Origin of the sequence: Austwickia sp. (genome assembly GCA_016699675.1) — a bacterium.
Taxonomy (GTDB): Bacteria; Actinomycetota; Actinomycetes; order Actinomycetales; family Dermatophilaceae; genus Austwickia.
Map to the genome: position 1 here is coordinate 506441 of CP064985.1, position 14359 is coordinate 520799.

General features: G+C 69.8%; 10 protein-coding genes and 3 pseudogenes. 5 read left to right on the forward strand and 8 right to left on the reverse strand.

Features of this window, described 5'->3' with window-relative positions; translation table 11 throughout:
- Nucleotide 1: 1 nt before the first annotated feature.
- The 3 genes from IPK37_02320 to IPK37_02330 form a co-directional block, all read right to left on the reverse strand.
- Nucleotides 2-880, reverse strand: coding sequence for a hypothetical protein (locus tag IPK37_02320; GenBank protein ID QQS01330.1), 879 nt, complete (start codon nt 878-880; stop codon nt 2-4).
- On the reverse strand, nt 877-1857 hold the full coding sequence (locus tag IPK37_02325) for a hypothetical protein (protein ID QQS01331.1): 981 nt from the start codon (nt 1855-1857) through the stop codon (nt 877-879). Before IPK37_02325 ends, IPK37_02320 begins: the two co-directional genes overlap by 4 nt.
- Nucleotides 1858-2032: 175 nt before the next feature.
- Nucleotides 2033-4252: an NADP-dependent isocitrate dehydrogenase gene (locus tag IPK37_02330; GenBank protein QQS01332.1), complete on the reverse strand. Its 2220-nt coding sequence runs from the start codon at nt 4250-4252 to the stop codon at nt 2033-2035.
- A 102-nt stretch (nt 4253-4354) separates the two neighbouring features.
- On the opposite strand from IPK37_02330, the gene IPK37_02335 reads away from it, so the two are divergent.
- Entirely contained in the window at nt 4355-5404 is a 1050-nt protein-coding gene (locus IPK37_02335) for a hypothetical protein (GenBank protein QQS01333.1), read from the forward strand.
- A 331-nt stretch (nt 5405-5735) separates the two neighbouring features.
- On the opposite strand, the pseudogene IPK37_02340 reads toward IPK37_02335, so the two are convergent.
- The 3 pseudogenes from IPK37_02340 to IPK37_02350 form a co-directional block, all read right to left on the reverse strand.
- Nucleotides 5736-6139, reverse strand: a pseudogene (locus tag IPK37_02340) (transposase).
- A 15-nt stretch (nt 6140-6154) separates the two neighbouring features.
- A pseudogene (locus tag IPK37_02345) lies at nt 6155-7703 on the reverse strand (IS1634 family transposase).
- Nucleotides 7704-7819: 116 nt separating this feature from the next.
- A pseudogene (locus tag IPK37_02350) lies at nt 7820-9082 on the reverse strand (IS1380 family transposase).
- 120 nt (nt 9083-9202) lie between these two features.
- Here IPK37_02350 and aqpZ point away from each other — a divergent pair.
- The 4 genes from aqpZ to IPK37_02370 all read left to right on the forward strand — a co-directional run bounded on the left by aqpZ (nt 9203) and on the right by IPK37_02370 (nt 12906).
- Nucleotides 9203-9967 (forward strand): aquaporin Z, encoded by a 765-nt coding sequence (gene aqpZ / locus IPK37_02355; protein ID QQS01334.1) that lies wholly within the window; start codon nt 9203-9205, stop codon nt 9965-9967.
- A gap of 203 nt (nt 9968-10170) precedes the next feature.
- Entirely contained in the window at nt 10171-10872 is a 702-nt protein-coding gene (locus IPK37_02360) for a hypothetical protein (GenBank protein QQS01335.1), read from the forward strand.
- Nucleotides 10873-11090: 218 nt separating this feature from the next.
- Nucleotides 11091-11762: a hypothetical protein gene (locus IPK37_02365; GenBank protein ID QQS01336.1), complete on the forward strand. Its 672-nt coding sequence runs from the start codon at nt 11091-11093 to the stop codon at nt 11760-11762.
- Nucleotides 11763-11913: 151 nt separating this feature from the next.
- Nucleotides 11914-12906 (forward strand): malate dehydrogenase, encoded by a 993-nt coding sequence (locus IPK37_02370; GenBank protein QQS01337.1) that lies wholly within the window; start codon nt 11914-11916, stop codon nt 12904-12906.
- 188 nt (nt 12907-13094) lie between these two features.
- On the opposite strand, the gene IPK37_02375 is transcribed toward IPK37_02370, so the two are convergent.
- Complete coding sequence (locus IPK37_02375) at nt 13095-13382, reverse strand: DUF3017 domain-containing protein (protein ID QQS01338.1); 288 nt, start codon at nt 13380-13382, stop codon at nt 13095-13097.
- Between the two features lie 95 nt (nt 13383-13477).
- Entirely contained in the window at nt 13478-14329 is an 852-nt protein-coding gene (locus IPK37_02380; protein ID QQS01339.1) for a bifunctional methylenetetrahydrofolate dehydrogenase/methenyltetrahydrofolate cyclohydrolase, read from the reverse strand.
- Nucleotides 14330-14359: the final 30 nt, after the last annotated feature.

Below are 14359 nucleotides of genomic sequence, written 5' to 3' on the forward strand. Positions count from 1 at the left end.
CTCACCACTCCCATCTCACCCCGTAGAGGCCGGGGCCGAAGTCCAGCACGAGGGCGTGCACGCTGCGGCCCACGATGACGATGGGGTCCACCTTCTCCACGCCGTCCACGACGGTGAATCGCTCCGCGGCCAGCGGCAGCCTGGCCGGATCGAAGCGCACCTCCGTGTGCGCCGAGCGGACCGGATGGAGGAAGGCCCGCTCGATGGTGCGGTCCGAGATGGCCTGCTCACGCTGCCCGGCGCGGTGCTCGACGAGGATCGACTCGCCCTTGGCAAGGGTCCGCGAGAGCGCCATCTTGGCGACCATGACGCCCTGGTCCGGCAGTTCCGCGACGTCCGCCACCGTGCAGTTGTGCACGCTCTCGATGAACGGCTGCGAGGTCGCCTGGTAGTACGCCCAGTAGTGGTCGACGTCGTCCCGCTCGGCGACGAACAGCTGCTTCACGTGGTGGGCGACCTCCGCACCGGCGGCGTCGATGTGCACCTGGTCGTGGACCAACACCAGGGTGAGGCTCACGTCACGGGACAGCCCCAGGCGGCCCATGAGGTCGTCGGCGCACGGCAGATAGGCGTCCGCCGCCTCCGCCGAACTCTGCATCGACGGTCCCGAACCACGGCGCCGGGCAGGCAGTTTCGCGGCCAGGTGCCCGTTCTCGAGGCCGAGGATGTCCTCCAGCGCGGCGATGGCGGCGATCGACGAGGCGCGCTCGGGACGGCTACGCCCGGACTGCCAATAGCTGATGGTCGCCACGGACAGCTCGTGCCCGCGCTGGATGAGGTGGTAGCGGATGCGGTCCAGCGACAGGCCACGCTGCGCGATCGCGGCGCGGAGCGCGGCGGCGAACGGATCGTTCTCGCCGCTGTGCGGGGACAGCGTCATGCCGGGCCCCCGGGCCAGGACCAGGTCAAGCCGTACACCCCAGGCTGCGGGTCGATCACGAGCAGGTGCAGGGTCCTGCCGACGAGCGTGGTCTGCCGCCGCACCGGCTGGCCGTCGACGACCGTGTGCACCTCCGCCCCCACGGGGATCTGCTCGTCGGGGAAGCGCACCTCCATCACGAGCTCTCGGATGGGGTGGGTCACCCGGCGCATGAGGTTGTGCACGGCGATGGTCTGCCCGATCGACTCCATCCGGTGCTCGACGATCACCGATTCGCCCTCGTCCAGAGGGTGGTCGAGGACCATTTCCGCCGCGACCGCGGTCTTCTCCCGGAACTCGATGACCCGGCCGAGGCTGCAGTTGGACAGCGCCATGATGAAGGGGAAGGCCTTGGCGTCGGAGTGGCTGTACCAGATCGGGAACCGTTGCACGCCGCCGCGCCGCGCCAGGAAGACCGTGCGTACGTCGTGGGCCCCGTCGGTGCGGTCCGGGCGCACCTCCAGGCGGTCGTGGTAGGTCACCCGCACGAGCCCGTCGTCGGACTCCATCCCCAGCATCGCGAATCCCGCACGCACCACGTCGGCGTCGGTGCCGTCGCCCGGGCCGGTGGTCGGGACCTCCGCCATGAAGTAGTGCGTGGGCAGCTCGCTGGCCACCGCGCTCCCCGGTCCGCGCGGGTTCACCTTGCTCGTCAGGAAGCCCGCGGGCAGCCTCAGGACGCCCTCCAGATTGGCCAGGGCGATGATCGAGCCGCCCCGATCGGGCCGGCTGCGCCCCGAGCGCCAATAGCTGAGGGTGGCGACGCTCACGCTGGAACCCAGCTCGGCCAGCGCCTGCCGCAGGGATTCGAGGCTGGCTCCCCGGGTCGCGATCGCCGCACGCAGCGCCTGGGTGAAGACCGATCCGCAGGCGTCATCGCCCCCGCCGGCGCCGCCGTTGGCGTCGTCCGGGGGTGCGGGGGGCGGGCAAGGCGTCATCGCCTCAGATCGTAGCCACCCGGACCGGGTCGGTCGCCAGACCACCCACCAACCTGGTCAGGAAATTCGTTGTGGCACTAAGAATCTAGGCAAGAAAGGGCGGCTTTCGACGGCAGCGCGGCACCGGTCGAAGCGACCGGTGCCGCGCTGCGACGACGTACCCGTGAGTCCGAGCTCAGATCCCGTCGATGATGGCGTTGAGCGTGCCGCTCGGTCGCATCGCGGCCGAGGTCTTGGCGTCGTCCGGCCGGTAGTAGCCGCCCATGTCGACCGGCTTGCCCTGGACCCCCAGCAGCTCGGCGTCGATCGCGTCCTGGTTGCTCTCCAGGGCGGCCGCGACCGGCTCGAAGCGGGCCTTCAACTCGGCGTCGGCGTCCTGGTCGGCGAGGGCGCGGGCCCAGTACTGCGCCAGGTAGAAGTGGCTGCCGCGGTTGTCGATCTGGCCGACCTTGCGCGCCGGGGACTTGTTCTCGTCGAGGAACTTGCCGATCGCGGCGTCGAGCGCGTCGGCGAGGACCTGCGCCTTGGCGTTGCCCTGCGTGCTGGCCAGGTGCTCCAAGCTCGCGCCGAGCGCGGAGAACTCCCCCAGGCTGTCCCAGCGCAGGTAGTCCTCCTTGACGAACTGCTGGACGTGCTTGGGGGCCGAGCCGCCCGCGCCGGTCTCGAAGAGCCCGCCGCCCGCGAGCAGCGGAACGACCGAGAGCATCTTGGCGCTCGTGCCCAGCTCCAGGATCGGGAACAGGTCGGTGAGGTAGTCGCGGAGTACGTTGCCGGTCACCGAGATGGTGTCCTCGCCGCGGCGAATCCGCTGCAGGCAGTAAGCCATCGCCTCGACCGGCGGCTTGATCTCGATGGTCAGGCCGTCGGTGTCGTGGTCGGCCAGGTACTTGTGCACCTTGGCGATGACGTTGCGGTCGTGGGCGCGGTTCTTGTCCAGGTAGAAGCACGCCGGGGCGCCGGTGGCCCGGGCGCGGGTGACCGCGAGCTTGACCCAGTCCTGGATCGGGATGTCCCGCACCCGGCTCATCCGCCAGATGTCGCCGGCCTCGACGTGGTGCTCGGACAATACGGAGCCGTCGGACATGAGCACCCGCACCGTGCCGGGCTGTTCGAGGATGAAGGTCGTCGGGTGGCTGCCGTATTCCTCGGCCTTCTGCGCCATGAGCCCCACGTTGGGGACGTCGCCCATGGTGGCCGGGTCCAGGGCGCCGTGGGCGCGGCAGTCGTCGAGGACTGCGGCGTACATCGGGCCGTAGCACCGGTCCGGGACCATCGCGAGGGTCTCCTGCTGGGCGCCCGCCGCGTTCCACATCTGGCCGGAGTCGCGCACGACCACCGGCATCGAGGCGTCGATGATGACGTCGCTGGGGACATGCAGGTTGGTGATGCCCTTGTCGGAGTCGACCATGGCGAGGGCCGGGCGCGCGTCGTACTGCGCCTTGATCGACGCCTCGATGGCCTCCTTCTCCTCCGGCGGCAGCTTCTCCAGGCGGGCGAGCAGGTCGCCGAGGCCCAGGTTGGGATTGACGCCCAGGGCCGCCAGGCGCTCGCCGTACCGGTCGAAGACGTCACTGAAGAAGGTCTGCACGGCGTAGCCGAACATCACCGGGTCGGAGACCTTCATCATGGTCGCCTTGAGGTGCAGCGAGAGGAGCAGGTTGTCGTTCTTCGCCTTCTCGATCTGGGCGGCGTAGAACGCCTTGAGCGCCGCGGCCGACATGAACGTCGTGGAGACGATCTCGCCGTCGAGGACGGTGACGGCATCCTTGAGCACCGTGGTCCCGGAGCTGTTCACGAGCTCGATGCGCAGCGTGTCGCCCTTGGAGACGACGACCGACTTCTCGTTGCCGTAGAAGTCGCCATCGCTCATCGAAACGACCCGGGCGTGGTTGGCGGGGGTCCACTCGCCGAGCTTGTGCGGGTGCTTCTTGGCGAAGTTCTTCACCGACGCGGGGGCGCGGCGGTCCGAGTTGCCCTCGCGCAGGACGGGGTTCACGGCCGAGCCGAGCACCTTGGCGTAGCGGGCCGCGACGTCCTTGTCCTCTTCGCTGCTGGGCGACTCGGGGAAGTCCGGAATCGGGTAGCCCTTGTCCTGCAGCTCCTTGATCGCGGCCTTGAGCTGCGGCACGGAGGCGGAGATGTTGGGCAGCTTGATGATGTTGGCCGTCGCGTCCTGGGTGAGGTCGCCGAGCTTGGCCAGGTTGTCGGGCACCTGCTGGTCCGCGGCGAGCCGATCCGGGAACTGGGCGAGGATCCGGCCGGCCAGGGAGATGTCGGAGGTCTCCACGTCGACGCCGGCCGTCTTGGTGAAGGCCTGCACGATGGGCAGGAACGAGTACGTCGCCAGCGCCGGCGCCTCGTCGATCTTGGTCCAGACGATCTTGCCGCTTGTCATGCTCACTCCCGGGTCGAGGTCAACGAGGCTGCTTACGGTCGGACTCCAGGGCCAACCTACCGGTTGCTTCGCCGCCACCGGCGGGTGCGCAAGGATAGGGCCATGGCGAGCAACGGCTACCCGCACATGGTCTTCGTGCAACCCGACGCCGGGCTGGACAAGGAGTCGCTGGCGGTCTTCCTGGAGGGCCTCTTCCCCGACGCCGACGTCACCGACAAGCCGCTTCGGGTCGACATGGCCCTCGGCGGCTACCTGTTCAGCTTCTGGCTGGAGGAAGCCGAGGGCGTGGCGGACCGCTACGCGACGTACCTGCCCGAGGGCGCCCGCCGCCGCTGGCTGTCCCGCTGCGAGTCGATGATCGACCTGCACGGCCAGCCGGACCCCGAGCGGGTACACGCCGCGACGGCGCAGCGCATCGTGGCGGCGCTGCAGGAACAGGACGGCATCGAGGTCTTCTCGGAGGAGACGCGCCGGTTCCTGGGGATGGACTACGGGGACGGTACGCCGAGTGCGCCGCCACCCGCGACGATCCCCGGCACGATCCCCGCCTGGGGGCCCGCGTCCCCCGCGCCGGGATCCGACGCGGTGCCGGCCCCCGAGGAGATCCCGGCCGCCGAGTTCGCCCCGCATTCGATCGAACCCGCCGCGACCGCCACGCCCGCCGACGACGCGCAAGCGCCGGAGCCCTGGACGCCCGAGCCGTGGACGCCACCGGCGCCCGTCGAGGCGCCCATGGCCGCGGAACCCGAGCCCCATGTGGTCGAACCCGCCCCGCACGCGGCCGATCCGGAGCGACCCGCGCCGGAGCCTGGGCCGGACGAGCCGACCACGGTGTGGATGCCGGCGGCCCCGGACCCCGATCGGGTCGTCCAGGCGCCTCCCGTCGATGTCCCCGAGGCGGTCTCGCCCGAACCCGTGCAGTCGCCGGCCGCCTCGACCTCGGCACCCGCCGAGCCCGCCACGCCCTACCCGCCCGCGGTGCCCTCGATGCCGCCGGTGTCCCCGGTGCCCCCGGTGCCCGGCGCGACGGCCGGGGACCAGCCGGCTGAGGCCGCACCGTGGCAGGGAGCCGGGCAGGCTCCGTCCACCGGCGCCGAGGAGCCGGAGAAGAAGGGCTTCTTCAAGCGGGTGTTCGGGCGTCGCCCGGAGTGAGATGCGACGTCCACGATGTGGACGTCGCGGCGGGTGCTCATTGCCCGGTTTACGTGTTTCCTTCTGGCACTTTCACATTCGATACCGAATCGGAATAGGCGATCGCGGGTCGCTCGTCCGAGTCGCTGCGGGCGGCCCGTAAGGTTTTCCTGACCTAACCCAGATGTTGCATAGGGGGTCGCTGTTGGGGGCCGGGCCGTCGGTAACGCCTCGGTGGGGCTGATTCTGGCCGGTGGGTATGACAATGTCCCGGGGCGGCGCTTCCGGTGGGCGTCGTCTTCCACGGACGAGGGCTGTGTTGCGGGTTGTCGGGGCGGGGTGGTGGCGTTGCTCAGGGCGGGGCCAGGATCGCGAGGCGGTCCCAGCCGGTGGTGAAGAGTCCCGCCCAGGGCGCGGTGGTCTTGATGTGCAGGAGTCGCTGTCGGGCCGTGCGGGCCAGGGTCGCGGCGATCGTGAAGAGCTGCAGCCGCAGCGTCTTGGGTTCCCACCGGCGGGCCTGGTGCTCGGGGTAGGCCAGCAGAGCGGTCCAGGTGAGCAGGTCGCCTGCGATCTGGACGATCAGGAGCCAGATCCGGTTTTGGTCGAAGCCCTGCAAGGGCAGGTTCGTCAGACCGCAGTCTTTGGCGATGCGGATCCGGTCTTCGCAGCGGGCTCGGCGGCGGTGGCGTAGTTCCAGGTCGGCGAGGTGCCGCGGGTGGTGTTCGTGACAAATGCGGTAAGTCGGTAGCCTTCGACCCGAGTTGCACAGGTTTAGTGGGTCGCCTTGTGGATGACGGCTTGGATGTCGTCGGGGATCGCGGGATGGGCGGTGATGGTCTGGCCAGCGATGGCGATGGTCACATCGCGCAGGGGTCGCAGGGTCTGGATGATCTTCTTGATACTCATCCCTGTGCTGTTCTGGAGGTGGCGGGCCACTGCCAGGGCGGTGAAGACGATGGTCAGGTGGGCCTCGATGGCGTCGCGGTTGTGGTGGAAGATGGGGCGGGCTCGCAGGTCGGCCTTGCTCATCCGGAACGAGGCTTCGACCTGCCACAGGTCGTGGTAGCTGGCGATGACTTCGGCCGCGGGCATGACGTTGGTGGGGATGTTCGTCACGTACCCTTTCAAGCCCACGAGGCGTCGGGCTCGAGCCAGGGACGCCTCGTCCAAGGACTGGGTGCCGTTCTTCGTGGTGACGAATCGTGGTGTGCGCGCGGCCTTCTCGCCGGCGACGACGGCCCGGGCGCGGTTTTCCTGCAGCCTCATGGTGTGCCCGTCGCGGGTGGCTCGTTTGCGGGAGTACGCCCACACCGCACGCCATGAGCGGGTGTGGACTGCCGGGTCCCACACCGGCTCGGGCCGCTGGGAGCTGTCATTGACGCAACGCGCGGCGGCGGTGGCCACGCGCGCGGTGATCGTGTCGATGAGCTGCCCGTCGGTGAACGCGTCTCCGTGCCACCGGAAATGCGAGGCCAGATCAGCTGGGGCCTTGGTGACCCGGGACCCGACGATGAACCGCAGTCCGGCCTCGTCGAGGCCCTTCAAGTTGCCCGCTGACAGCATCCCGGCGTCAGCGACGACCACCATGTCGCTCAGGTTGTGCCGGGCCTGGAACCCCTTGACGATCGGGACGATCGTGGTCGTCTCTGCCTTGTTGCCTTCGTAGCACCCAATCTCTAGGGGAAACCCGGCCCGGTCGACCAACAACCCGACGACGATCTGAGGATCGACCCGGCGTTCTTTGGAGAAACCGACCTTGCGCAGGTCATCCTCGTGCTCCGCCTCGAAGTAGAGGGTCGTCACGTCGTACAGCACCAAGGACACGTCCCCACTGGTGGCGGCCTGGGTGAAGCAGGCGGTCGCGATCTGGTCGCGGTATCCGCGCTGCCCACACCGCTTCAACGTCGCGGTGAACGTGTTGCGGTGCGCCGCAGCCAATCCCAGTTCGGTCAGCACCCGCACCGAATCGGCCTTACTGGTCGGCTCCACCAGGCGCGCGAGCACCAGCTGGAAGAACGCCTCGTCCCCGACAACGTCGAACCCGAGCTGTCGCCAAGCTCCCCTCAACCACCTCGATCAGGACCCGCGAGCGTTGCCCGACCACGACCGCCTCACGCGAACCGCGCTCTCCCAGGCCCAGATCCAGCTCGCCCTGGCCCTCATGCATCTTCTGGCGGCCGGCCTGCATCAACACCGCCAGCTCAGCCTCCGAATGCGCCGACCCAAGATGCTCGATCACCTTGTCCCGCCCGCCAACACGCTCAGCGATCTGCACCGCCGTCGCTCCCGACGCCGTCCGCACCTTCCGCAGGAACACCACGAGAAGGCACGCTACCCACCCGGTTAGTGTGTCAACGCCCAACCCCGCACATCCCTGACCAGGACAAACGCGAGCCCGACCGCAGAATCACACCCGACATGTGCAAGTCAGGAGGTGAGCAGGTCGCCTGCGATCTGGACGATCAGGAGCCAGATCCGGTTTTGGTCGAAGCCCTGCAAGGGCAGGTTCGTCAGACCGCAGTCTTTGGCGATGCGGATCCGGTCTTCGCAGCGGGCTCGGCGGCGGTGGCGTAGTTCCAGGTCGGCGAGGTGCCGCGGGTGGTGTTCGTGACAAATGCGGTAAGTCGGTAGCCTTCGACGTCGCTGAACCGTAGTTGCGCGCCGGGGTGGGGCCGCTCTCGACGCACGATCACCGGCATCCCGGGCGGGTACCCCTTTAGGAGGTTCGTGCTGGTGAGCAGGTCGGTGAACTCCACGACGGCGGCGCCGTCGCGCAGGGCGCCGTCGGCGTCGTAGGGGTCCTGCCACGCGGTGGCGGGTAGGAGGGCATACAGCTCCGGGGTGATCGCGGGCAGGGTGTACCCGATCGAGTACGACAGGCCACGTCGGTGCAGGAACCCCAAGAACTCCCTGCTGCCGCCAGCGCCATCGGTGCGGATCAGGACCTTCTTACCCGGGCGGGTCGGGTTGATCCCCGGGACGGCGGTCAGGGCTTGCTTGGTGAGGGTGACGTGGTCGGTCGCGGTGTTAGAGCCGGCGTTCCCGGGACGCAGCAGCATCGCCAGGGATTCACCGGTGCCGTGTGGGCCGTGGTCGGCGAAGGCGCACAGGGGTGGAATCCGAAGGTCTTCTTGAACGTCGCCGCGGCGGCCTCCTTGTCCGAGTGGGCCGTGATCAGCGTGGCGTCCAGGTCGATGACCAGCGCATGAGAGGCCGACATCTGCTGGTTGGGGGCGTGCCGACCGGCCAGGGTCCACACGTGCGCCCGTGCCGCGGTACGAGCGGTGGCCACAGCTTTCTCCACGGCGGCCACGTCGCCGGCCAGGGCCGCGATCGTGCGCGAGATCGTGGCATCAGAGGCCACCAGGCCATACAGGCCCGGCTCGGAGCGGATGAGCGCCACATCACGGCAGGCGTCCCCACCCAGGACCAGCGAGATCGCCAGATCGAGCAGCACCTTGGCCGGGTCATGCCGGGCCAGCGACTTACGCCACGGCGTCAGCGCCGCACTCAACGCCCCGACCAGCCCGGAGGTGGTCGCGGTCCGGGTCAGCAGCACACCCCCGCGTGCGCGACCGCGGGCACTGCCGCGGTGTCGACTCGGACAAGGGGATAGGGACCGCTACGCTTACTCACCTGGGAAGTGCCCTTCGAACCACGCGGATATCGGCCTAGACAATCGACATCCTCGCAGCTCAAGGGCACTTTTCACGTCACGGCACGCTCACCGCCGTGAAATCTCCGGGCTAAGGACCCCGCAGTCGAACGGCACCGTCGCCCTCGGGGGTCACCCGCACCACGTGAAGGACTTCCTCCCTCATGCAGACTCCTGCACTGCCCCACCGGTTGGCCGCTGAGGCCCTCGGTACCTTCTGGCTCGTCTTCGGCGGCTGCGGCTCGGCGATCTTCGCCGCGCACGTGCTGTCCAAGGACCCGAGCCCCGTCAACATGGGCATCGGCTTCGCCGGTGTCGCGCTCGCGTTCGGTCTGACCGTGCTGACCGCCGCGTACGCCCTCGGCCACATCTCTGGCGGACACTTCAACCCCGCCGTGACCATCGGCTGCGCGGTCGCCAAGCGCTTCCCCATGAAGGACGTCCCGGCGTACATCATCACCCAGGTGATCGCCGGTCTCGTCGCCGGTGGCGCGCTCTATGCCATCGCCTCCGGCCGCCCCGGCTTCAAGGCGTCCGAGGGCTTCGCCGCCAACGGTTACGACGCCGGATCCCCGAACGGGTACGGGCTGGTGGCCTGCTTCCTCGTCGAGGTCATCTGCACCGCGTTCTTCCTGTTCATCATCCTCGGCTCGACCGACGGGCGGGCCCCGAAGGGCTTCGCCCCCATCGCGATCGGCCTCGGCCTGACGCTGATCCACCTCATCTCCATCCCGGTGACCAACACCTCCGTCAACCCGGCCCGCAGTACCGCCGTCGCCTTCTTCCAGGGCGGCGACGCCGTGGCCCAGCAGTGGCTCTTCTGGGTCGCGCCGATCATCGGCGCGGCGATCGCCGGCGCGGCGTACGCCGCCCTGACCGGCGAGCGCAAGACCGTCGACATCGAGGGCGAGGCGCGCGTTCACGCCTGAGTCCTCGCCGCACCCGACGTACGCAGCGGCCGCGTCCCCACACGGGGGCGCGGCCGTTGCGCGCCCCCGTGTGGGGGCGCTGCGTGAACCCCGTTGCGGCACAAGTGCGCTGGTCAGCGCTCCACAGGGGGATCGCCAAGCGTCCCCGAGCCGGGCCTGCCTGCGGCAGAATCGAGCCTTGGTGCGGGACGTGGGGGGCGATCATGAGCAGGTACGCCGGGAGACGGTTCACCGTTGATTCGCGCGGGGTTGGGCGACGGTACGCCGGACGCCTCGCCGCCACGCTGGCCGTCGGCGTGCTGGGCGCCAGCCCGCTGGCGGCCTGCTCCGGGGCGCCCGGCGCTGATGCCCCCACCCGGCCGGCCACCAGCGCCGCCTCCGTCGTGGTTCTCCCCACCGCGGACGCCACGTCGCTGGTCAGCAGCAGCGGTTCGACCACCGGATTCGACGTGTTGGCCAACATACCGGCCGCCGCCAAGCAGCACACGAACGCCGGCGCCCAGGCCTTCGCGCGTTACTACATCGAGGCGGTCGGGCGGCTGTTGATGGATCCTGCCAAAGGGCAGCTCAGCAAGCTCTATCTACCCGAGTGCCAAGAATGCCTCCAGGTGGCCCGGCACATTGACGAGGGCGTGGATCAACGCATCCGCTGGCAAGACCTCTACTACCGCGTCCTCGACGTCACCATGCCTGACCTCGACAGCACCAGCGCGGGGCCAGAGAAACACGTTGCTCTGGCAGCCCGGGTCACGACTAATCCGGTAGGCGTCACGTCGGGGAGCGCCCCACCCACCACGCGACCCAAGGGTGCCGATGTTTTGATCAAGTTTGGTCTCGCATGGAACGGCGACCAATGGCTTGTGGCCGATTTCCAGAGCCAAGTCGCACCCACCGCATCGCGGTGAACACCACCGCGCTGTGGCTCGCCGCCACGATTCTCACAACCGCCCCCTTCGCCCCACCGCCGCCAGCTCCCCCGGACTCGGCCTTCTCAGGTCAGGTGGCGCCGGGAGCGGTCATTCTCACCGGCGAGCAGAGTCGCGGCCCGCAGCCTCCGCCGCCCCGACCAACCGGGCCGCAGAGTGCAGGAGACGTCGCCCAGCCGACGACCGAGTATCGCGTCGTGCCGGTGTGCGGACCCGGCGGTGGTGGTCCCAACAACGACGAAAACTCGTGCCAGTCCGCGGTCCTGGCCTGCACCAAGGCCGGGCTCGGCCCGGGACCGTTGTCGAACGTGTACTCCCGAGCCGTCGGGACCACCACATGGACCCCCACGGGTCAAACCTGCATCCCTAGTGACTACCCCGCCGCCACCACCCCAGTCGCCACCCTGACGCTGGCCGACATCCAACGGGCGTTCGCCGAGACCCCGTTCGCCACCCCGATCGGCAGCTCCCAACCCGTCGGCGGACGAACCCTGGTCAACCTGCCCACGTACTTCGCCCTGACCTGGCCGGACCAGGGCTACCGCCCGGGCCAGACCAGATCCCTGACCATGCTCGGCCACGCGGTCGACCTGCGCCTCAAGACCGGAGGTCACCGGTACGACTACGGCGACGGCGCAACCCACGGCCCCACCACCAGCACCGGCGGCCCCTACCCCACCGGCGACATCACCCACACCTACCGCCGCGCCGGCACCCTGAGCCCGACAGCCACCACCGTCATCACGGCCGACTACCGCATCGACGGCGGCCCCTGGCAGCCCCTGCCCGGCAGCTCCACCCAGACCACGACCTTCCCCACCCTGACCGTCCTCACCGCCACCAACCGCCTCACCGCCGACCCCACCTGACTCCGAGTTCCACGCGCGCGAGCGCTGGCGATCCGCCCGCCGCGCACGCTGTACGACCGTCGTTCTGGCCTGCTCGGCCCGGCCGTTCGGTCCGCGTACGCTGGTAGGTTCGCAAGCATCCAGAGTTCTCTCATCCGAAGGGCGGAGATCCGTGAGCAAGTCCCCCGTCAAGGTCGCCGTGACCGGCGCCGCCGGTCAGATCGGCTACAGCCTCCTGTTCCGCATCGCGAGTGGCGCGCTGCTCGGGGCCGACCAGCCCGTCGAGCTGCGTCTCCTGGAGATCACGCCGGCCCTCAAGGCGCTCGAGGGCACCGTCATGGAGCTCAACGACTGCGCCTTCCCGACGCTGGCCGGCGTCGAGATCGGCGACGACCCCAACGTCATCTTCGACGGCGCGAACCTCGCCCTCCTCGTCGGCGCCCGTCCCCGCACCAAGGGCATGGAGCGCGGCGACCTGCTCTCCGCGAACGGCGCGATCTTCACCGGCCAGGGCAAGGCCCTGAACGACCACGCGGCCAGCGACATCCGCATCGGCGTCACCGGCAACCCGGCCAACACCAACGCCCTCATCGCGATGAGCAACGCCCCCGACATCCCCAAGGAGCGGTTCTCCGCGCTGACCCGCCTGGACCACAACCGGGCCATCAGCCAGCTCTCCGCTAAGCTCGGCGTACCGGTCACCGAGATCACCAAGATGACGATCTGGGGCAACCACTCCGCGACGCAGTACCCGGACCTCTTCCACGCCGAGGTCGGCGGCAAGAACGCCTACGAGGCCGTGGGCGACCAGTCCTGGTACGAGAACGACTTCATCCCCACCGTCGCCAAGCGCGGCGCGGCGATCATCGAGGCGCGCGGCGCCTCCTCGGCGGCCTCCGCGGCGAGCGCCACCATCGACGCGGCCCGCGACTGGCTGCAGGGCTCCCCCAAGGGCGACTGGCTCTCGATGGCGGTCGTGTCGGACGGCTCGTACGGCGTACCCGAGGGCATCATCAGCTCCTTCCCCGTCACCACCAAGAACGGTGACTGGGAGATCGTCCAGGGCCTGGAGATCGACCCGTTCAGCCGCGGCAAGATCGACGCCTCCGTCGCCGAGCTCGTCGAAGAGCGCGACGCGGTCAAGGAGCTCGGGCTCATCAAGTAAGCGCCGTCCCCGGCTCGAGAGGGGCCGCCACCCGGGCTCGGGTGGCGGCCCCGCACGCGTGCCCGACGGGGCGCGCCCACGTCAGCGCACCCGCTGCCTTCGTACGCACCGGCTGCCGACGGAAACACCCGCTGCAGCGAGCGCTTCCGTCGGGAACCGGCGCTTCCGTCGGGCTTGGGTGCCTGAGGCTAGCCGCGGGAGGCCCAGTCCACGAGGGCGAACGCGACGACCACGGCGACCGCGAGGCCGAGCAGCGCGAGCAGGTCCAGCGCCCGCGAGCGGACCACCAGCCCCCCGGCCCGGTCCTCGGGCAGCACCAGCCGCAAGAGGGCCGCGAGCAGGAAACCCGCGCCCATCACGAGACCGCCGACCAGCGCGCGGTTGCCGACGAGCACGACGAGAAACCCCGCCGTCACCACCCCGGCGGGTGCCCACCAGGCGCCCAGCACGTGCCGGTGCGGCCGCTCCCCCGTCACCGAGGGACCCCCGACCCCTGTGATTGCCGAACCGCGAGGCCGACGGCTCCCGGCCCGGTGCTCGTGCCTGTGCTCATCGCGCGTCCGGGCCGCCCTCAGGCGAGTCCGGCCCGCCGCTCGGCCGCGTCGACCACATTGCGCAGCAGCATCGCCCGCGTCATCGGCCCCACTCCCCCCGGGTTGGGGGCGATCCAGCCGGCGACCGCGGCGCAGTCGGGCGCCACGTCCCCGGCGACCTTGCCGTCGACGCGGGAGACCCCGACGTCGAGGAGGGCGGCGCCGGGCTTGACCATGTCGGCGGTGACGATGCCGGGCACGCCGGCCGCCGCGACCACGATGTCCGCGCGGCGCACGTGCGCGGCGAGATCGCGAGTACCGGTGTGGCACAGCGTGACCGTGGCGTTCTCCGACTTGCGGGTCAGGAGCAGGCCGAGTGGGCGGCCCACCGTCAACCCGCGGCCCAGCACGACCACGTCGGCGCCGTTGATCGGCACGTCGTACCGGCGCAGCAGCTCCACGATCCCGTACGGCGTACACGGCAGCGGCGCCGGCTTCCCCAACACCAGGCAGCCCAGGTTGTGCGGATGCAGCCCGTCGATGTCCTTGGCGGGGTCGACCCGCGACAACAACGCGAATTCGTCGAGCCCCGTGGGCTGCTGGACGAGGAAGCCCGAGCAGGTCGAGTCCGCGTTGAGCTCGTCGATGACGTCCTCGGCCTCGCGTTGCGTCGCGGTGGCGGGCAGCTCCCGCTGGATGCTCGTGATGCCGACCTCGGCGCAGTCGCGGTGCTTGGCCCCGACGTACCAGCGACTCGCCGGGTCGTCCCCCACGAGGATCGTCCCCAGGCCCGAGGTGGCTCCCGCGGCGGCGAGGGCCGCCACGCGCGCGGCCAGCTCCTGTTTGATCGTCGCGAGGGTGGCCTTGCCGTCGAGAATCTGGGCGCTCATACCCCGATCCTGCCACCGTTGCGGAGGTGC